Source organism: Bordetella sp., from assembly GCF_057362025.1.
On sequence record NZ_JBMQQZ010000062.1, the window covers coordinates 1 to 19,708 of the forward strand.

A 19,708-nucleotide genomic window follows, 5' to 3' on the forward strand; every position below is an offset into this window, starting at 1 on the left:
AGCAAGCCGGCTTGCCGGCGCAGCATGGGGGCTTTTTTTGCCGCCGGGCCGCCCCAAGGCAAAAAACCCCCTCGGGGGGCAGCAAGCCGGCTTGCCGGCGCAGCATGGGGGCTTTTTTTGCCGCCGGGCCGCCCCAAGGCAAAAAACCCCCTCGGGGGGCAGCAAGCCGGCTTGCCGGCGCAGCATGGGGGCTTTTTTTATTCTTTCACCGGAGACCGTTTTGCAACGTATTCTTCAACGCGGCGAAATCGAAGCGCTGGACCATAATGCCCTGCCGCGCCTGCGTTTGCCTGCGCGGGACAGCGTCTTTGCCGGCCGCGCGGCGAGGCTGCGCCAGCTGGCTGCGGACAGTCCGGTAGGCGATTACCTGTTGCTGATGGCCAGCCTGACCGATGCGCAGCAGCGCGCGCTGGCCGCCTGCGCGACGCCGGGCGCCTCGGCCGAGCGCATCGCCCTGGCGCAGGCCCATGGCATGCCGCCCCTACAGGCGGCGGGATGGCAGCGCGATCCCGCCTGGCAGGGGGTATTGCGCCAGTTGCTGAACGATGTGGCGCGCTCGGCGGGCGTACCGCCCGAAGCGGTGGCCGCATGCCAGGAAATCCGGCAAGCCCTGGATGACGATCCGGCCCGCATCGAGACGCTGGCCGATGCCTTGCTCGGCCAAAGCACGGCGATCGCCGACGGCGCCGCCGCTCCCTTCATCATGGCCGCCCTGCAAGTCGTCTGGACGGACCTCGCCTGTCGCTTCGATCCCGGCCAGCTGCCTGTCGTCAGCCCGTCCGGCGTCTGCCCGCTATGCGGGAGCCTGCCCGTGGCCAGCGTGGTGCGGATCGGCGGGCAATATCAAGGCTACCGCTACCTGTGCTGCTCGCTGTGCGCGACCGAATGGCATATGGTGCGCGTGAAATGCACGCACTGCGAGTCGACCGAAGGTATCGCCTATCACGGTGTCGAAGGCGGCCCGGAAGCGATCAAGGCGGAATCCTGCGAACACTGCCGCACCTATCGCAAGATCTTCTATCAGGAAAAAGACATGAACGTGGAGCCCGTGGCCGACGACCTTGCCAGCCTGGTGCTGGATGTGCTGATGGGCGAAGCGGACTATAGCCGCTCCAGCGGCAATCCCCTCTTGTGGCAGGAAGAGGAATAAGCCATGGCCGGACGGACGGGCCGAAAAATTCCGCGCGAGACGGCTCCCGCCGATGCGATGGATGCGCGTGACGTCGTTGCCGATGCGCCGGTAGCCGATGCCGATACTGCACGCGCGGCGGATATCCCTTCGCTGGACCGCCTGCTGCATGCACCGCCCATGCACCCGCTGCTGGAGGCGTACGGACATACCCAGGTGGTCGCTGCCTTGCGCGCCCAGCTGGATACCCTGCGCCAGGCGGCCCTGCAGGGACGGCTGGCCCGGGCTTCGATTGATGTCCTGGCCATCGCGCGACAGGTACAGGCCGCTTTGGACGCCGCCGCGCGGCCGCACTTGCGCACGGTCTTCAACCTGACCGGCACGGTGCTGCACACCAACCTGGGCCGCGCCCTGCTGCCCGACGACGCTGTAGCGGCGGTCGTGCGGGCACTGACCGCGCCGGCGAACCTGGAATTCGACCTGGATACCGGCGGACGCGGCGATCGCGATGACCTGGTCGAAGGCCTGTTGCGCGAACTGACCGGTGCCGAGGCGGCAACGGTCGTCAACAATAATGCCGCGGCCGTGTTGCTGATGCTGAACTCCCTGGCGGATCGCCGCGAAGTCATTGTGTCGCGCGGCGAACTCGTCGAGATCGGCGGCGCGTTCCGCATTCCGGACGTCATGAAGCGGGCCGGCGCGAAGCTGGTCGAAGTCGGCACCACCAACCGCACGCATCCTTCCGATTACGAATCCGCCATCGGGCCGCGCACCGGCATGCTGATGAAGGTGCATTGCAGCAATTACGCCGTGACCGGCTTCACCCATAGCGTGGGCGTGGCGCAGGTGGCACGCATCGCCCACCAGGCCGGCCTGCCGATGACGGTGGACCTGGGCAGCGGCACGCTGCTGGACCTGGGGCGCTGGGGGCTGCCGCGCGAAGAGACCGTGCGGGACACGCTATCCGCCGGGGCGGACCTGGTGACCTTCAGTGGCGACAAGCTGCTGGGCGGCCCCCAGGCGGGATTGATCGTGGGACGCGCCGACTTGATACGCAAGATTAAGAAGAACCCCTTGAAGCGGGCGCTGCGGGTAGGCAAGCTGACGCTGGCCGCGCTGGAGCCCGTACTGGCGCTATACCGGGCGCCCGAACGGTTGGCCGAGCGGCTGACCACGCTGAGGCTGCTGACGCGCCCGGCCATGCACATGCGCGAGCAGGCCGAACGCATGCTGCCCGTGCTGCAACAGGCGCTGGGCGCGGGCTACACAGCCGTGGCCGCGCCGATGTTCAGCCAGATCGGCAGCGGCGCCTTGCCGGTGGACCAATTGCCCAGCTATGGCTATGCAATCCGCCACGCGGGCACCGGACGACCGGGACGGGCCCTGGAAAAACTGGAGGCCAGCCTGTGTGCCTTGCCGCGGCCGGTGATCGGACGTATCGCCGACAATGCCTTGTGGCTGGACCTGCGCTGCCTGGAAGCGCGCGACGAGGCGGCGTTCCTGGCACAGCTGGAAGCGTCGCTGGCATGATCGTCGGTACCGCGGGCCATATCGACCATGGCAAGACGACGCTGATCCGCGCCCTGACCGGCGTCGATACGGACAGGCTGAAAGAAGAAAAGGCGCGCGGCATCTCCATCGAATTGGGCTACGCGTACACCCCGTTGAGCAATGGCGACGTACTGGGCTATATCGACGTGCCGGGCCATGAAAAGCTGGTGCACACGATGGCCGCCGGCGCGGGCGGCATCGATTTCGGCCTGCTGGTGATCGCCGCCGATGACGGCGTCATGCCGCAGACACGCGAACACCTCGCCATCCTGCAATTGCTGGGGATACGGCATGGGGCGATCGCGATTACCAAAGCGGACCGCGTGGATGCGGAGCGTATCCACGCGGTCCGCGAACAGGCGCGCGCGCTGGCCGCAGGCACCTTTTTGGCACAGGCCCCGGTGTTCGCGGTCAACGCAACCAGCAACGTGGACCTGGGGACGCGTGCCCTGCGGGTCTGCCTGGAAGAAGCCGCCGCGACGCTGCCCGCGCGCCGGGCCGCCGGCCTCTTCAGGCTGGCCGTGGATCGCGTGTTCAGCCTGCCCGGGCAAGGCACCATCGTGACGGGGACGGTGCACGCCGGACGCGTCACCGACGGCGCCGGCACGCTCAAGCTGATGCCAGCCGGCACCCCCGTACGGATACGCGGTATCCATGCGCAGAACCGGGCCAGCGATACGGGCCAGGCCGGCCAGCGCTGCGCGCTGAACATCGCCGGCATCGACAAATCGGCCATCGCGCGTGGCGACTGGATCGCCGATGCACGCTGCTTCAAGCCGTCCCGGCACATCGATGTCGACATGCGGCTGCTCGCATCGGCCGAAACACCGGTAACGACCTGGCTTCCCGTCCACGTCCACCTCGGCGCGGCCCATCATATGGCCCATATCGTGCCGCTGTCCGGTCCTGGCATGGCGCCGGGGGAAACCGGACTCGCACAGCTCGTCTTCGATGCGCCGGTCTGCGCCATGCCGGGCGATCGCTATATCGTGCGCAACGCCCAGGCCACGCAGACGCTGGGCGGCGGCCGCGTGCTCGACGCCGATGCCCCCGACCGCCGACGGCGCACGCCGCAACGGCTGGCATGGCTGACTGCCATCGGCGCCATGCTGGACGGGAACGGCATCCGCGAACCGCTCTCGCAAGCACCCCACGGCCTGACCGAGGATGTGCTGATGCGGCTGGCCGGATGTCCGGTCGACGATCTGCCACTGCCCGAGGACGCGCTGTGGATCACCTCGCGGGGAGCCCATGCGCCGCGCACGCTGATCCTGCGGCCTTACTGGGAAGCGCTGCGCGAGGCGATCCTGGCCGCCCTGGCGCGCCTGCATCGCGAGACGCCGGACGAGCCCGGCGCGGACAGCGCGCGGCTGCGCCGCATCGCCCTGCCCACTTTGAACGACGCGCTCTGGCAGTCATTGATCGACGACATGGTGAAAGACGGCGTCATCGCCCGCAACGGTCCCTGGCTGCATCTGCCTGGGCATGCGGTGCGCCTGGATGACGAGGAAGGCGCGCTGGCGCAACGGCTGCTGCCCCTGCTGCATGCCGGCGCCTACGATCCGCCCTGGGTGCGCGACCTGGCCCGAGACCACAACATTCCGGAAGACACGGTGCGCGCGGTCCTGCGCAAACTGCTGCGCCGCGGGGATGTGGCGCAGATCGTCACCGATCTGTTCTATCACCGCGACAGGGTTGCCGAATTGGCGGCCTTGGTCGCCGCGCTCACGGCCGGCGCCAGCGCGGGAGCCGTCGACGCCGCCGGTTTCCGCGACGCCACGGGGCTGGGACGCAAGCGCGCCATTCAGATCCTGGAGTACTTCGACCGCATCGGCTACACGCGCCGCCTGCGCAACCTGCATGTGCTGCGCACAGACGGCGGCGCGCGCATGTACGAACGTTAGACTGGCGCTGCACGGCGGGCCAGGAATCGCCCGGGAGTAACCCGGGCCGATGGACGGCCTTAATGCGACGGCGCGCGTTGCGTGTGCCCAGCCCCCTTGTCGTGTAAGCCGTACTTTTCGATCATGGTCGCGCTGGCGCGATTCAGGCCCGTGACCTCTACGCCGATACCGTTGCGCCGGAACTTGTGCACGATGCGATCCAGTGCGTCGATCGCCGTGATATCCCAGAAATGGGCGTGCGATAGGTCCAGAATGACCGACTCGATGTCTTCCTTGAAGTCAAATTCCGAAACCAATGCTTCCGACGAGGCGAAAAAGACCTGGCCGTGCACGCGATAGCGCCGCTCGCCCATCGCTTTGTCCAGAGAGGAATCCACCTGCAGCACCCGGCGCACCTTGGAGGCAAAGAACACCGCGCTGAGCAGCACACCTACCAAGACCCCTTTGGCCAGGTTTCCGGTCGCCACGACGACCACGACGGTCGCCAGCATAACGATGGACGAACTTGCCGGATGACCCTTCAGGTTACGCAAGGATCGCCAGCTGAATGTACTGATGGAAACCATGATCATGACCGCGACCAGGGCGGCCATCGGGATCTGCTTCACCCATGGCCCAAGAAACACCACCAGCACCAGCAGGAAGGCGCCGGCGACAAAAGTCGAAAGGCGCCCGCGCCCGCCCGATTTCATATTGATGACCGACTGCCCTATCATCGCGCAGCCCGGCATGCCGCCCAGGAAGCCCGCCACGATATTCGCAAGCCCTTGACCGCGGCATTCCCTGTTCTTGTCGCTGGACGTGTCCGTGTAGTCGTCGACGATCGCGGCGGTCATCAGGGATTCCAGCAAGCCGACGACGGCGATGCTGATCGAATACGGCAGGATGACGCGCAGCGTCTCGAAAGAGATCGGCACATCCGGCAGCGCGAAGGCGGGCAACTGGTCGGGGAAAGATCCCATGTCGCCCACGGTGCGCAGGTCCAACTTGAGCGCCATGGAGATCGCGGTAAGCACGATGATGCAGACCAGGGGCGATGGCACGGCGCGGGTCAGACGCGGAAACACGTAGATAATCGCCAGTCCGCCGGCGACCATCGCGTAGACGTAGTGCGGTACGCCTGCCAGTTCCGGCAGTTGCGCCAGGAAGATCAGGATTGCCAGAGCGTTGACAAAGCCGGTGATGACCGACCGCGACACGAAGCGCATGAGGCCGCCCAGCTTCAGCCAGCCTGCGCCGATCTGCAGGAGGCCCGCCAGGATGCCGGCAGCCAGTACATACTGGACGCCATGGTCCTTGACCAGCGACGTGATCACCAGGGCGACGGCGCCCGTCGCAGCGGAAATCATCCCCGGTCGCCCCCCCGCGATCGCCGAAACCACGGCGATACTGAAGGCGGCATAGAGGCCGACCGCCGGATCGACGCCGGCAATGATGGAGAACGCGAGCGCCTCGGGGATCAGCGCCAGGGCGACGACAATACCCGCGAGGATATCGCCACGGATATTGGAAAGCCAATCCTCGCGAAAGCTATGGAGAGACATGATGAAAGCCTGCAAAACGATTGAACAGGCTGGCCGCGACGGTTGCGGGCTTGCATGGCGGCAGTCGCCGGAAGGCAGCGGCCGCAGCGCGGCGGATGTCGTTCCTGACGAAAGATGCGGCGTCTGATACCGTGCCACGCTGCACAGCGGCATGCGTGCGACGGTGTGTCCGAGCCCCAAGAACCCCAGTCGGCCAGATGATGAAGACGAGGGAGGTTCGCGGGAAATTACATGGGTCTCTCGGATCGGATGGTGAAGATGCGGAGCGCGCCCGCATCCGCGCGATCCGCGATTCTATCCCATACAATGGCTTTTTTCCGGAAGGCATCCGTGCCCGGTGGCACGGCCGGGCTTCAAACCCGGTTGGGGACGTCAGACGTTCCCACGTAGGTTCGACTCCTGCTGCCTTCCGCCCCGATTGCCATCAAACGGCGCCGAAACCGTACAGCCGCGCCGGGTTGTCCACCAGCACGCGCTTGCGCGTGGCTTCGTCCGGCATCCAATCCGCCAGCAGATTCAGCAGGATGCCGTCATCCGGCACGTGCGCCGCCTCGTAGTAATTGATGTGTGGCCAATCCGTGCCCCAGACGACGCGTTCGCTGTTGGCCTTCAACAGCGACGTCGCGAAGGGCGCGATATCGGGAAACGGCGATCCCACCGCGGTATTGCGATCCGCGCCCGATATCTTGGTCCAGGCCTTGCCCTCGGCGAGCAGCTTGCACAGGAACTGGAATCCCGGGTCGCCCACGCTACGGGATGCGTTCATGCGCCCCTGGTGATCGACCACCAGGTCCACGCCGGATGCCAGCAGGGTGGGGGCGAGTTCCGGCAGATCCGGCGCATGGATCCAGATCTGGGCATGCATGCCACGCGCCTTCAGGCGCGGCGCCAGCGCGACGAAATCGTCGATGCCGACGCCATTGCGGTAAACCGCCTTGCCGTCATGCTTGTACAGATTGAAGCGGGCGCCACGCACACCCTGGTCCGCCAACGCGTCCAGATCCTTGTCCGAAATATCGCCGCGGATGACGGCCACGGCCCGCAGGCGCTCCGGATAGGCGGCCAGGGCCTGCAGCACGTTGCGGTTGTCGTCGCCCTGCGCGCTGGCCGTGACCAGCACGCCCCGGGTCAGGCCCAGGCGATCCAGGTGGGCGATGAAACGCTCGGCGCCGTTTTCCGGCGGCGTATAGCTGCGGTCTTCGCTCAAGGGAAAGCGGTCGTAGGGACCGAAGACGTGCGCATGCGAATCGCACGCACCCGCCGGCACGGTAAAACGCACCGGCGCGAAGCCGGAATGAGGCGGCAAACAGGGCTTGGTCATGTCTCGTTCGATGTTATCGGATTCGGATGTTGCGGCATCGCCTAGCGGGCGTTCTCGGGCTTGAGCACGCCGGAAGTCAGCAGCGGCTGCAGCTTGGCTTCTTCTTTGGCGAAGATCTGCCCGGCCTGGTCGATGGTGGACGGTACCACTTCCGAGCCGATGCTCGCCAACTGGCGTTGCACGTCGGGATCGGCCACCGCCTTGGCCAGCGCATCGTTCAGCACCTGGCGCACGGCCAGCGGCGTGCCCTTGGGCGTCATCAGCGCCGAATAGGTCACCATCTCGAAGTCCGGCTTGCCCAGTTCGGCCACCGTCGGGACGTTCGGCAACTGCGACACGCGCTTGGCGGACGTCACGGCCAGCGCGGTCAGGGCACCGCCCTGGATCTGCGGCTGCGAGCTGGTTAGCTGATCCACCATGCCGTCGACCTGATTACCCAGCAGATCCGCCAGCGCGGGCGCGGATCCCTTGTACGGGATCGGGTTCATCTTGATGCCGAAGTCCCGCTCCAGCAGCAGCTCCGCGATGTGGTTGGTGGTGCCCGTCCCGGAATGGGCCACGGCCAGTTCGCCGGGGTGCGCTTTGGCATAGGCAATGAAACTCTTGAAGTCGGTGATGCCCTGCTTGTTCTTGGCGTTCACTTCCAGCACGGAGGGCACCACAGCCAGCATCCCCACCGGTTCGAAGTCGCTCAGCTTCACCTTGGTGCCGGGCACCAATGTCGGGTTGACGACCAGCGGCACGATGGTGGTGGAGAGCACCGTATAGCCATCCGGCGCCGATCGCGCCACATTGCCGGCGCCGATCGAGCCGCCGGCGCCGCCCAGGTTCTCTACCACGATGGACTGTTTCAGGTACCGGGCCATGGCGGTAGTAATGGCGCGGGTGGTGATGTCCAGATTGCCTCCGGGCGGATAGGGAACCACCAGACGGATCGGCTTGTCGGGAAAGCCCTCCGCCGCCGCCTGGCCTGCGTGGGTGCCCAGGCTCAGGGCGACAACGATCCCCAGCGCTTTGACAGCGCCTTTCAACTGCTTCATTAAAGTCTCCGAACTTTTTGGAAGAAAACGATTACGTGCGGTAGGACGGGTCCAGGCGGTCCGCCAGGCGCAGCAGCGCCGGCCATTCCATCTGGCCGTAGGGGCGCCGCGTTCCCGGCTGGTACTGGTTCCACGTGGCCTGGATGACGTCCTTGGATACCGGATTCAGCGGCGCATTGCAGGCCATCGCGGCCAGTTGCGCGCGGCAGGACACTTCCAGTCTATGCATCCAGTTAAAGGCTTCGCCGATGGAGCGGCCGACGGTGAGCAGGCCATGGTTGCGCAGTATCAGCGCTTCGTTCTGGCCCAGGTCGCGGCACAGGGATTCCTGCTCGCTCAGGTCCAGCACCACGCCTTCGTAGTCGTGGTAGCCGATTTTCGCGAAGCGCATCGAGGTCTGGTTGATCGGCAGCAGTCCGCACGCCAGCGACGATACCGCCATGCCGGCCCAGGTGTGCGTGTGGATCACGCAGTCGACTTCCGGGCGCTTTTCGTGGATCGCGCTATGGATGACGAAGCCCGCCTTGTTCACGCCGTAGGAAAGATGGGGGCCGAAATCCGGCTTGCTCAGGATGTTGCCGTGATGATCGATCTTCAGCAGGCTGGAGGCCGTGATTTCTTCATAAAGCAGGCCGTAGGCGTTGATCAGGAATGCCCCCGACTCGCCCGGCACGCGCAGCGAAATGTGGTTGGCGATCATGTCCGACATGCCGTAATGCGCGATCAGCCGGTAACAGGCCGCCAGGTCCACGCGGGCCTCCCATTCCGCCTCGGTGCATTGCTCTTTCATCGAAGAAATCTTCAGTTCGTGCTTCATCATGGTGGTCTCCTGGCCTGGCGATACGGCGGGCGCACTCTGGGCTCCGCGACTGGCGACGGGCATGCCCGCCCATCCGGACGGGACAGCGCCAGAAAGGAGATGTTACGAGTCTTCGGGCTGCTGGGCTTGCCGATTTGAGAATGCGGCGTTTCCCGTCCTTCGATGGTGCACTGCAACGCCCTGGAGAAAGCCCGCATTACCGCTCGCGGCGCGCTACGCGCCCCGGCCGGGCCAGCCACTGCTGGCCACCCGGCCACCGCCGCCTTGGCCGGGGACCGCCAGGTCGGTATCATCGTGCCCCTGGCGGAACAGGCCACCAGCGAAGCCGGCAAGTTTTCCATCCTGTCCCTGACGCCCTGTGCGCGGCCGCATCGCCCTACGACGAGAGCCTGCGAGCCGTCGAAACGGCGGCGCGGACGCTGCGCGAGCGCGGCGCGCAGATGCTGCTGATGGACTGCATGGGCTTCGTCGAGAACCACCGTGCCGCCGCGCGGCGCGCCAGCGGCCCGCCCACGGTCCTGTCCAACGCCCTGATCGCAAAACTTGTCGCGGAGCTCGTAACCTGATGTCCATGCACCTGCTACTTTTCAGCAACTCCCGGTCTCCCGACGGCAGCTACCTGACACATGCCCGTAAGCCCCTGCGCGCGCTGGCGGGCGAGCGTCGCAAGACCCTGTTCGTGCCTTTCGCCGGGGTCACCACCAGTTGGGACGACTACACCGCCAACGTCGGCAAAAGCCTGGCCCCGCTGGGCCTGGAATTGACCGGCGCGCATACGGTGGACGCCGGCGCTGCCGACCGCTACGACCTGATCCTGGTCGGCGGCGGCAACACTTTCCAGCTGGTGGCCGAATGCCGCCGCCGGGGCTGGCTGCAGGCCATTGCGCAGCGCGTGAAGGCCGGCACGCCGTATTCCGGCTGGAGCGCCGGCGCCAACCTGGCATGCCCCACGCTGTGCACCACCAACGACATGCCTATCGTCGATCCGGGCGGTTTCGATGCCCTGGGGCTGATCGGCTTCCAGATCAATCCGCACTACACCAACGCCCTGCCGGCGGGACATCAGGGCGAAACGCGCAACGACCGCATCGCCGAATTCCTCGTCGCCAATCCGGCCGCCACGGTGGTGGGCTTGCCGGAAGGCGATTGGCTGGCCGGCGATGGCAAGCGCATGACTTTCCACGGGCCGCATACGGGCTATGTATTCCGCCACGGACAAGCGCCGGTGGAATTGCGCGACGGCACGGCCGTCGATCAGGCCGCCTTGCCCAACCCCAGATAGCTTTCCACGACGCGCGGGTTGTGGACCAGATCCGCGGCAGGGCCCGACAGCGCGACCTCGCCGGTTTCCAGCACGTAACCGTGGTCGGCCACCTGCAAGGCGGCTCGGGCATTCTGCTCCACCAGCAGGATCGACACGCCCGCTTCGCGCAGGCGCGCGATGATGTGGAAGATTTCGCGAACGATGCGTGGGGCCAGGCCCAGGCTGGGCTCGTCCAGCATCAGCAATCGCGGCTTGGCCATCAGTGCACGCCCGACGGCCAGCATCTGGCGCTCGCCGCCCGATAAGGTGCCCGCCTGCTGCGCGCGGCGTTCTTTCAGGCGCGGGAAGAGTTCGAAGATGTCGTGCATGCTGTCGCGCCAACCGGCCTCGCGCAGGCGATAGCGGCGAAATCCACCCAGCAGCAGATTGTCTTCCACCGACATGCTGGCGAACAGCTCGCGCCGTTCCGGCACCAGCGACATACCCGCACCAACGCGCCTTTCGACGGGCCAGGCCGACACATCCTTGCCGTCCAGCCATACCTGGCCGGATGCCTGTCCGGTCTGCGGCAAGGCGCCCATGATGGCGTTGAGCATCGTCGACTTGCCGGCGCCGTTGGCGCCGATCACCGTCACGATGCTGCCTGCCTGGACCGACAACGAAACGGGAGCAAGCGCCGCCACCTTGCCGTAGCGCGCGGCCAGGCTTTCCACCCGCAGCAGCGGCATGCCGGTATCGGCGGACACACCAGGAGCGTTCATCGCGCTTCTCCCGCCGCCGCGCCGGATGCTTCCGGCGATGCCGCCGCGCCCGCCGTATCCGGCAGGACTGCGTCGTCGTCGTCCAGGCCGCCCAGGTACGCTTGCAGCACCGCCGGATCGCGCTGGATATCCGACGGAATACCTTCGGCCAGCTTGGTACCGAAATCCATGACGACCAGATGATTGGTCAGGCGCATGACGAAATCCATATCGTGCTCCACCAGAAGGATGCTCATGCCTTCGTCGCGCAATTGCTCCAGCACCTGAGCCAGGGCCTGCTTTTCCTTGTAGCGCAATCCGGCGGCGGGTTCGTCCAGCAGCAGCAGGATGGGGTCGCTCGCCAACGCCCGCGCGATTTCCAGGATCCGCTGCTGGCCCAGCGCCAGATTGCCGGCCTGTTCGTGCATGCAGTCGCCCAGCCCCACCCGTTCGAGCTGGCGCGCCGCTTCGTGCAGCAGCCGCGCCTCCGCCGGACGGTCCAGGCGCAGGGCCCCCGCCAGCACACCCACGTCGGCGCGCAGGTGGGCGCCAAGGGCCACATTTTCGAGCACGGTCATGCCCGGCAGCAACTGCACATGCTGGAAGGTGCGACCGACGCCACGCCGGGCGATATCGCGCGCGGACAGGCGTTCGATAGGCTCCCCCATGAAGCTTACGCCGCCGCGCGTGCAGGGCAGCACGCCGGTGATCAGGTTGAAGGTCGTGCTCTTGCCCGCGCCGTTGGGGCCGATCAGGCCCATGATCTCGCCGGCGCGCACGGTGAAGGAAATATCATTGACGGCCACCAGGCCACCGAAGGTCTTGCGGATGGCATCCACTTCCAGCACCGCCTGCCCCGCCGCGGGCCGGGTACGGCGCTCCAGGGGCGGCGCCTCGCGCGGCGGCAAGGCCCGGCCGCGGGCCGACGGGCCACCCGCCACGCGCCGCCAGCCGGCCGCCAGCATGGGCCAGACGCCATCGCGGGCATACTGCAGCATCACGATCAACAGGACGCCGAATACGATCAATTCGAAGTTCGCGGTGGTATCCAGCAGTCGCGGCAGGACGTTCTGGATCTGGTCTTTCAGCACCAGGATGATGGCCGAACCCAGCAAGGCGCCCCAAACGTAGGCCGCGCCGCCCACCACCGCCATGAAGAGGTATTCGATGCCATAGTTCAGGCCGAAGGGGCTGGGGCTGACGGCGCGCTGCATGTGCGCGTACAGCCAGCCGGACACACTGGCCAGCAAGGCCGCGTAGACGAACACGACAACCTTGTAGCGCCGGGTGTTCACGCCCATGGATTCCGCCATGCCCGCGCCGTTGCGCAGCGCGCGGATGGCTCGGCCGGGACGCGAATCCAGCAGATTGCCGGTCACCCAGACGGCCGCCAGCACGAGCAGCCAGATCAGGTAATAGATTTCGCGGCCGCCGGCCAGCGACACGCCGAACAGCGTCAAGGGGACGATGCCCGCGATACCGTCGTGGCGGCCAAGCGCGTCCACGGTGCCATACAGATAGAACAGCGCCAGGCACCAGGCAATGGTCCCCAGGGGAAGGTAATGACCCGACAGGCGCAGCGTCACCGCGCCCAGCATCCAGGCGACCGCGCCCGTCAGTATCAGCCCGGCCAACAGGCCCAGCCACGGCGACCAGCCCAGCGCCGTCGTCAGCCAGGCCGTGGCATAGGCACCGATGCCGACGAAGGCGGCCTGTCCGAAGGACGTCAGCCCGCTGACGCCGGTCAGCACCACCAGCCCCAATACCACCAGGCTGGCCAGCCCGATGTAATTCAGCTGGGTGATCCAGAATTCCGGCGTGGCGGCCAATAGCGGCAACAGCGCCAGCAGCACCACGAAAAGCAGCAGGGGCAGTCGCCGCAGCAAAGTCGTCTTCATCAGCGTCCCTATTCCTCGGCCTCGGCATGGCCGCCGCCGCGCAGCGACAACCACAACAGCACGGGAATGATCAGGGTGAATACGATCACTTCCTTGTAGGCGCTGGCCCAGAACGAAGAGAACGATTCCAGCAGTCCCACCAGCAGCGCCCCGGCGGCGGCCACCGGATAGCTGGCGAGCGCGCCGATGATCGCCCCGACGAAGCCTTTCAGGCCGATCAGGAAGCCCGTGTCGTAATAGACCGTGGTGACCGGTGCGATCAGTATCCCGGAGATGGCGCCCATCAGCGCCGCCAGGGTGAAAGTAATGCTGCCGGAGATCGTGCTGCTGATGCCGACCAGCCGTGCGCCACGGCGGTTCACCGCGGTGGCGCGCAGCGCGCGGCCATAGAGCGTCTTGCCGAAGAACAGCCACAGCGCCAGGATCAGGACCAGGGACGTTCCCACCACGAACAGGCTTTGGGCCGACCAGGCGGTAACGCCCAGGTCCACCTGCCCATCGACGAAGGCCGGCGTGCGCCAGCCTTCCGCGCCGAAGAAGACCAGGCCCAGCCCGACCAGCACGAAATGCACGGCGACGGAGGTAATCAGCAGGACCAGCACACTGGCTTCGGCCAGCGGTTGGTAGACGATGCGATACACCATCGGCCCCATCGGCACGATCAGCAGCAAGGTCAGCAGCATGTTGCGCCATAGCGGCGTATCGGCGCCGGCCAGCTGGCTGGTCGCCCAGTACAGCAGTGCCGGCAGCACCAGATTGACCAGGATGACCTTCGGCAAGGCGGCAACGGTGCGCAAGCGCACCGCGCGCCCCAGCTCCAGCAGGAACACCACGCCGCCCAGCAGGGGCAGCAGGTACACCGTACCCGGCAGTTTGCCGTCCACCAGCATGGCCAGCGTCAACGCGCCGAACGCGACGAATTCGCCCTGAGGGATGAAAATCACCCGCGTCACTGCGAATACCAGCACCAGCGCCATGCCGAGCAAGGCGTAGATCGACCCGCTGACTACGCCGTCCTGCAGCAGGATGAACGCTATGGAAGAATCCATCGTCCCTTTACCGTGGAAGACATCGGCGCGCGCGACCTCTCGGGCGCGTGCGCCGATGTGTGCTTCATGTACGCCGTGTCACAGGCCCGGCTGGTAGACCCACTTGCCGTTCTGCACTTTCACCATCACGCGCGCGCGCTCGTCGAAGCCGGCGTGATCGGTCGGGCTCATATTGAAGACGCCCTGCGAGGCCGCGAGGTTCTTGATGTTTTCCAGGGCATCGCGCATCGCGGCGCGGAACTCCGGCGTACCCGGCTTGGCCGTCTTGAGCGCAACCGGAACGGCCGCCAGCACGAGCTGGCCGGCGTCCCACAGATGGCCGCCGAAGGTACTGACCGAGCCGGCGCCATGCGCTTTTTCATAGGCAGCCACGTAAGCCAGCGCCGACTTCTTCACCGGATTGCTATCGGGCAACTGTTCCGCCACCAGCAGGGGGCCGGCAGGCAGCAGCATACCCTCGCAATCCTTGCCGCAGACGCGCAGGAAATCGCCATTGGCCACGCCGTGCGTCTGGTAGATCAGCCCACCGTAGTTCCGCGCGCGCAGTTCCTTCTGCGGCAACGCCGCGGGCGTGCCCGAACCTGCGATCAACACGGCGTCCGGACGCGCGCCGACCAGCTTCAGCACCTGCCCCGTCACGCTGGTATCCGTACGGCTGAACTTTTCAACGGCGACGATCTTGATTCCCTTCTTCTCCGCCGCGTTCCTGATTTCCTGCAGCCAGCTATCGCCATAGGCATCGGCGAAACCGATGAAGCCCAGGGTCTTGACCTTGCCCTTGACCATCGCGTCGGCCAGCGCGCTCGCCATCAGGGCGTCGTTCTGCGGCGTCTTGAAAGCCCACTTGCGCGGCCCGTCGACCGGGTCGACGATCTTTACGCTTGCCGCCACGCTGATCATCGGCGTCTTGGTTTCACCGGCAACGTCCACCATTGCCAGGGAAGCAGGCGTCACGGAGGAGCCGATCACCACGTCTGCATTGTCCTCGCTCACGAACTTCCGCATGTTCTTCACGGCTTGCGTCGTGTCGGTCGCATCGTCCAGCACGATCCAGTCGATCTTCTGCCCGGCGACCTCCTTGGGCAGCAAGGCGACGGTGTTGCGCTCCGGAATCCCCAGCGACGCGGCCGGACCGGTGCTGGAGAGAGTGACGCCGACCTTGATTTGTGCGTGCGCCAGCAGCGGCAAGGCCAGGGCCAGCGCCGCCGCCACGAGGCGCGTCTTGTGCTTGGGATGCATCATTGAAGTCTCCAGGAAGTGGCCGGCGCTGTGCGCCCGGCAGCAACAACATATGAACCGATTCTGCAAGCTATACAGAAAATCGGATTATAGGTTCAGAAAGGTATCAAATTGCCTGGGCGCATGGCTCTCGGTAGTCACCCTTAGACGGCGTCTCAGCGCTCGCCGTCGAACGCCCATACCCGGCGCACACGCTGCGTTACGAGGGCCGCCAGTACCGCCTTGGCGATATCGCCCGGCAGAAACACCGCCATGGCCAGCGCCGCCTTGCCCAGCGTCATGCCGGCGATGGCGGCCAGCCAGGGAATGCCGATGGCGTAGACCACGACCAGCCCGCCCGCCAGCGCCGAGGCAAAGTAGCCCAGCATCGCCCGCAGCGTGCCGGCACCCGACCGCCCCACCCGTTGCGCCATGGCGCCGCACAGCGCGGCGCCGAACAGCATGCCGACCAGGAATCCGCCCGTCGGACCCGCGTACACACCCAGGCCGCCGCGCCCCCCGGGCAGCACCGGTAGCCCGATCGCCGCCAGCACCAGATAGAGTCCGACGGCCGCCGCGCCCCGTGCCGGCCCCAGCATGCAACCCGCCAGCATGACGCCGAGCGCCTGCAGCGTAATCGGCACGGGCAGCGCCGGCACCGGTATGGGCGGCGCCAGGCTCAATACGACGATAAAGGCAGCAAACATGGCCACCGTGGCGGTATCCCTCGTGCGCATGCGGACCTCTCCTCTTTCTTTATAGTGAAACGCGTGAATGCGTCGATGTATCGATGCCTGCCCTTGCCGAATACCCGCCTCAGCCGCCGCGCGCGTCGATGGCGTCGCCGACTTCGTCGGCGCGCTTGAGCGTGCGCACCAGCAGGGGTACCGTCAGCGCCAGCGCATTGCGCGATAGCCCGCGCGCCGCCTGGGCCTCGCGGATGTCCTGGTAATTCCGCCATATCTCGGGAATGAAACGCAGCGTCAGCGCCAGCGCCAGTGCGACGCGGCCCGCATCGATCCAGCCCAGCCGGTCCAGCGGATGCAAGGCCCGTTCGCATACCTGTATCAGGTCGCTGGTACGCGTCGTCAGGGTCACGGCCAGGGCGAGCGCCATCAGGGCGGCCACGCGCAGCAGGATCTCCGCCGCATGGGCCCAGCCGTCGAACCAGGCGGTGCAGCCCCCCACCACGGCCAGAATGGGCAACAGGCCGCGCACATGACGCCACAGCGAGCGGGCGCCGGCGCCCGACAGGGTAAGCAGCAGCACGCCGCACGCGAAAGCGAGGGCCAGGCCCTCCAGCCTGTGCACCAGGAACAGCGCCGCGCCCGCCGCCACGAGCACGATCAGCTTGTACGGCGCCGGGATGCGGTGCAACAGGCCGTCGCCGTCGACATACAGCGGCTCCATCATGAGCAATGCTCCCGATACCAATGCAGCGCGGCGGCGGGCCGGTCGTCGGCGGCGACCCTGCCCGCCGCGATGACCAGCACGCGGTCGAAATCTTCCAGCAGTTCCAGGTCGTGGCTGACCACCACTGCGTCGCACGCCAGGCCGGCAATGGCCGCACGCACCCGATTGCGGTTGCGCAGGTCCAGTTGGGTCGTGGGCTCGTCGAATACGATCACATTGGGACGCATCACCAGCACGGCGGCCAGCGCCACCAGTTGCCGCTCACCGCCGGACAACGAGTGGCTGGCACGGTCCGCCAGATGCGCGATGCCCAACGCCGCCAGCTGTTCGACCGCCCGGGCCTGGCGCGCCGCCTTGTCGGGCACCAGCGTCTTCAGGCCGAATTCCATGTCCTCCCGAACGATGGGAAAGACGATCTGGTTTTCCGGATTCTGGAAAACGAAACCCACCTCCCGCCGGACGGCGCGCGTCGCCTGGCGCGTGTCGTGGCCATTGACCCGCACCGCCCCCGACGAGGGCAGGACCAGCCCATTGATGAGCCGGGCCAGGGTGCTCTTGCCCGCCCCGTTAGGCCCGACGATGCCGATGCGCCGTTCGCTCAGCACCGTGCTCACCCCATGCAGAATCTCCGCGCGAGGCGTCTTCACGACGGCATGATCAAACTCGATTAACATGGGGCGCGATTATGCCCGAACCTGCTCATTGCCCCGGAACTCCCGGCGCCTACATGGAAAAAGTACGAAAGACCGAAGCCCAATGGCGCGCTCTGCTGTCTCCGGACGAGTTCTACGTTACGCGCGAAAAGGGGACGGAAAGGGCCTTCACCGGACGCTACTGGGACACCACCGCCCCGGGCACCTACCGCTGCGTTGCCTGCGGCACCGCGCTCTTCGCCTCCGACACCAAGTTCGATGCCGGCTGCGGCTGGCCCAGCTACTACGAACCCCTGGGCCCGGACCTGGTGCGCGAGCAACGTGATACCAGCCATGACATGGTACGCACGGAGGTATTGTGCAATGTATGCGATTCGCATCTGGGCCATGTTTTCCCGGATGGCCCGCCGCCGACAGGCCGGCGATTCTGCATTAATTCCCTCGCATTGAAATTCGAACCTGCCGAAGAATGAAGAAGTTTCTATTCGATCTGTTTCCGCTGCTGCTGTTTTTCATCGCATATCGCTATGCGGGAATCTATACGGCGACAGCGGTCGCAATTACCGCCTCCATCCTGCAAATCCTGTGGCTCAAACTGACGAGCCGCCCGATAGAAGGCATGCACTGGATCAATCTGACCGTGATCGTCGTCTTCGGCGGCGCGACGCTATGGCTGCACAGCGATGTTTTCATCAAATGGAAACCGACGGTGCTGTACTGGCTGTTCGGCGGCGCATTGCTGGTCGGCCGCTGGATATTCAAACGCAACCTGGTGCGCCGGCTGCTGGACAAACAGATCGCGCTGCCCGATCCGGTCTGGGACAAACTCAATGCCACCTGGGCGGTGTTCTTCCTGGTCGCCGGCGCGGCGAATCTCTACGTGGCATTTTCCGGCCATTTTTCGGAATCCGAATGGGTTACCTTCAAGGCATTCGGCCTGATGGGCCTGATGATTGTTTTCGTGATTGCGCAATCGCTCTGGCTGGGCCGGCATTTGCAACCGCCCGGCCATACCGGTGAAACCGCCGACGAAGCCGCCCGCAAGGCGGGCGAAAACTGAATTGATTTGAACAACTTTCCATGACTCAAATAACGGACGTGGCTGCTACCATTCGCCAGCGCCTGCAAGCGCTCGCACCCGTGGAGCTGGACATCCAGGACGACTCCCATTTGCATGCGGGACATGCCGGCGCGCATGGCGGCGCCTCGCACTTCACAGTGAGGATTACATCCGCCAAATTCGCAGGGCTTTCACCGGTCGCGCGTCATCGCCTGGTGTATGATCATTTGAATGATTTAATGCCTTACCCTATCCACGCGCTTGCGCTGGAAACCCGTACTCCTTGAAAGGACCTACATGAAACGCTTTATCCTGCTGGTGGCGGCTTGCGTGATTGCCGCCCCCGCTTTTGCCCAGAACGTGGCGACGGTCAACGGCAAACCCATTACCCAGAAAAGCCTGGACCAGTTCGTCAAGCTGCTGGTCAGCCAGGGCGCCACCGATTCGCCCCAGCTGCGCGAGCAGGTCAAGCAGGAAATGATCAATCGCCAGATTTTCGTGCAAGCCGCCGAGAAGGCCGGCGTGGCGAAACAGCCCGACGTCCAGACCGAAATGGAGCTGGCTCGCCAGGGCATCCTGGTGCGTGCCCTGATGGCCGACTACCTGCAAAAGCATCCGGTTACGGACAAGCAGGTCCAGGACCAATACAACGAGGTCAAGCAGCAGCAGGCCGGCAAGCTGGAATACAAGGTCCGCCATATTCTGGTCTCCGATGAAAAAACCGCCAACGACCTGCTGGCCCAGATCAAAAGTGGCAAGCTGAAGTTCGAAGACGCCGCCAAGAAGGAGTCCAAGGATCCTGGCAGCGCGGAAAAAGGTGGCGACCTCGGCTGGGCCCCGCCCACCAACTACGTCGCGCCTTTCGCCCAGGCCGTCACGTCCCTGAAGAAGGGTGAACTCGCCGAGAAGCCGGTGCAGACCCAATACGGCTGGCACATCATCCAGGTCGAAGATACTCGTCCGGTGGAATTCCCGCCGCTGGACCAGGTGCGCCCGCAGCTCGAGGAAATGCTGCGCCAGCAAGTACTTGCCGATTACCAGAAATCGCTGCGCGACCAGGCCAAGGTACAGTAAGCGTATTTGCCCATTGCCGACCCGGAGTCG

Annotated in this window: 20 protein-coding genes and 1 tRNA gene; 10 read left to right on the forward strand and 11 right to left on the reverse strand. The window is 65.7% G+C overall.

What is annotated here, in order from left to right:
- Positions 1–220: 220 nt before the first annotated feature.
- The 3 genes from fdhE to selB are packed head-to-tail and all read left to right on the forward strand — an operon-like array spanning position 221 to position 4,584.
- Positions 221–1,150 carry a formate dehydrogenase accessory protein FdhE gene (gene fdhE, locus ACO1P8_RS12010; RefSeq protein ID WP_486296112.1) on the forward strand — a complete coding sequence of 310 codons (930 nt, stop codon included), beginning with the start codon at positions 221–223 and terminating at the stop codon, positions 1,148–1,150.
- 57 nt (positions 1,151–1,207) lie between these two features.
- Entirely contained in the window at positions 1,208–2,659 is a 1,452-nt protein-coding gene (gene selA / locus ACO1P8_RS12015; protein ID WP_486296143.1) for an L-seryl-tRNA(Sec) selenium transferase, read from the forward strand.
- The gene (gene selB / locus ACO1P8_RS12020; protein ID WP_486296113.1) at positions 2,656–4,584 is read left to right on the forward strand and encodes a selenocysteine-specific translation elongation factor; all 1,929 of its coding nucleotides are present in this window, start codon (positions 2,656–2,658) and stop codon (positions 4,582–4,584) included. Before selA ends, selB begins: the two co-directional genes overlap by 4 nt.
- 59 nt (positions 4,585–4,643) lie before the next feature.
- Here selB and ACO1P8_RS12025 read toward each other — a convergent pair whose 3' ends face one another.
- Positions 4,644–6,128, reverse strand: coding sequence for a SulP family inorganic anion transporter (locus tag ACO1P8_RS12025; protein ID WP_486296114.1), 1,485 nt, complete (start codon positions 6,126–6,128; stop codon positions 4,644–4,646).
- Positions 6,129–6,447: 319 nt separating this feature from the next.
- Between ACO1P8_RS12025 and ACO1P8_RS12030 the strand changes: the two genes are divergently transcribed.
- A tRNA-Sec gene (locus ACO1P8_RS12030) sits at positions 6,448–6,540 on the forward strand.
- Positions 6,541–6,552: 12 nt separating this feature from the next.
- On the opposite strand, the gene ACO1P8_RS12035 is transcribed toward ACO1P8_RS12030, so the two are convergent.
- From ACO1P8_RS12035 to ACO1P8_RS12045, 3 genes are read right to left on the reverse strand one after another with little or no spacing between them, the layout of a single operon-like run.
- Entirely contained in the window at positions 6,553–7,449 is an 897-nt protein-coding gene (locus tag ACO1P8_RS12035; protein ID WP_486296115.1) for an amidohydrolase family protein, read from the reverse strand.
- A gap of 41 nt (positions 7,450–7,490) precedes the next feature.
- A complete protein-coding gene (locus ACO1P8_RS12040) occupies positions 7,491–8,489 on the reverse strand; it encodes a Bug family tripartite tricarboxylate transporter substrate binding protein (RefSeq protein ID WP_486296116.1) in 999 nt (332 codons plus the stop codon).
- A 31-nt stretch (positions 8,490–8,520) separates the two neighbouring features.
- Positions 8,521–9,309 (reverse strand): class II aldolase/adducin family protein, encoded by a 789-nt coding sequence (locus ACO1P8_RS12045; protein ID WP_486296117.1) that lies wholly within the window; start codon positions 9,307–9,309, stop codon positions 8,521–8,523.
- Between the two features lie 140 nt (positions 9,310–9,449).
- Between ACO1P8_RS12045 and ACO1P8_RS12050 the strand changes: the two genes are divergently transcribed.
- Positions 9,450–9,875: an AroM family protein gene (locus ACO1P8_RS12050; protein WP_486296118.1), complete on the forward strand. Its 426-nt coding sequence runs from the start codon at positions 9,450–9,452 to the stop codon at positions 9,873–9,875.
- Positions 9,876–9,880: 5 nt separating this feature from the next.
- Complete coding sequence (pepE, locus tag ACO1P8_RS12055) at positions 9,881–10,591, forward strand: dipeptidase PepE (protein ID WP_486296119.1); 711 nt, start codon at positions 9,881–9,883, stop codon at positions 10,589–10,591.
- Here pepE and ACO1P8_RS12060 read toward each other — a convergent pair.
- The 7 genes from ACO1P8_RS12060 to ACO1P8_RS12090 form a co-directional block, all read right to left on the reverse strand.
- Entirely contained in the window at positions 10,564–11,334 is a 771-nt protein-coding gene (locus tag ACO1P8_RS12060; protein ID WP_486296120.1) for an ABC transporter ATP-binding protein, read from the reverse strand. The two genes, pepE and ACO1P8_RS12060, sit on opposite strands and share 28 nt — an antisense overlap.
- Positions 11,331–13,211 carry a branched-chain amino acid ABC transporter ATP-binding protein/permease gene (locus ACO1P8_RS12065; protein ID WP_486296121.1) on the reverse strand — a complete coding sequence of 627 codons (1,881 nt, stop codon included), beginning with the start codon at positions 13,209–13,211 and terminating at the stop codon, positions 11,331–11,333. The genes ACO1P8_RS12060 and ACO1P8_RS12065 overlap by 4 nt, the downstream gene beginning before the upstream one ends.
- Before the next feature lie 8 nt (positions 13,212–13,219).
- Complete coding sequence (locus tag ACO1P8_RS12070; RefSeq protein ID WP_486296122.1) at positions 13,220–14,260, reverse strand: branched-chain amino acid ABC transporter permease; 1,041 nt, start codon at positions 14,258–14,260, stop codon at positions 13,220–13,222.
- A 78-nt stretch (positions 14,261–14,338) separates the two neighbouring features.
- Complete coding sequence (locus tag ACO1P8_RS12075) at positions 14,339–15,499, reverse strand: ABC transporter substrate-binding protein (RefSeq protein WP_486296144.1); 1,161 nt, start codon at positions 15,497–15,499, stop codon at positions 14,339–14,341.
- Positions 15,500–15,654: 155 nt separating this feature from the next.
- A complete protein-coding gene (locus ACO1P8_RS12080; RefSeq protein ID WP_486296123.1) occupies positions 15,655–16,215 on the reverse strand; it encodes a biotin transporter BioY in 561 nt (186 codons plus the stop codon).
- 79 nt (positions 16,216–16,294) lie between these two features.
- Positions 16,295–16,891, reverse strand: a complete 597-nt coding sequence (locus ACO1P8_RS12085) for an energy-coupling factor transporter transmembrane component T family protein (protein WP_486296124.1) — start codon at positions 16,889–16,891, stop codon at positions 16,295–16,297.
- Positions 16,888–17,565, reverse strand: coding sequence for an energy-coupling factor ABC transporter ATP-binding protein (locus tag ACO1P8_RS12090; protein ID WP_486296125.1), 678 nt, complete (start codon positions 17,563–17,565; stop codon positions 16,888–16,890). Before ACO1P8_RS12090 ends, ACO1P8_RS12085 begins: the two co-directional genes overlap by 4 nt.
- A gap of 53 nt (positions 17,566–17,618) precedes the next feature.
- On the opposite strand from ACO1P8_RS12090, the gene msrB reads away from it, so the two are divergent.
- From msrB to ACO1P8_RS12110, 4 genes are read left to right on the forward strand one after another with little or no spacing between them, the layout of a single operon-like run.
- Positions 17,619–18,017 carry a peptide-methionine (R)-S-oxide reductase MsrB gene (msrB, locus tag ACO1P8_RS12095; protein WP_486296126.1) on the forward strand — a complete coding sequence of 133 codons (399 nt, stop codon included), beginning with the start codon at positions 17,619–17,621 and terminating at the stop codon, positions 18,015–18,017.
- Complete coding sequence (locus ACO1P8_RS12100; RefSeq protein WP_486296127.1) at positions 18,014–18,604, forward strand: septation protein A; 591 nt, start codon at positions 18,014–18,016, stop codon at positions 18,602–18,604. Before msrB ends, ACO1P8_RS12100 begins: the two co-directional genes overlap by 4 nt.
- A 20-nt stretch (positions 18,605–18,624) precedes the next feature.
- On the forward strand, positions 18,625–18,891 hold the full coding sequence (locus tag ACO1P8_RS12105; RefSeq protein WP_486296128.1) for a BolA family protein: 267 nt from the start codon (positions 18,625–18,627) through the stop codon (positions 18,889–18,891).
- A gap of 10 nt (positions 18,892–18,901) precedes the next feature.
- On the forward strand, positions 18,902–19,678 hold the full coding sequence (locus ACO1P8_RS12110; RefSeq protein ID WP_486296129.1) for a peptidylprolyl isomerase: 777 nt from the start codon (positions 18,902–18,904) through the stop codon (positions 19,676–19,678).
- Positions 19,679–19,708 lie beyond the last annotated feature (30 nt).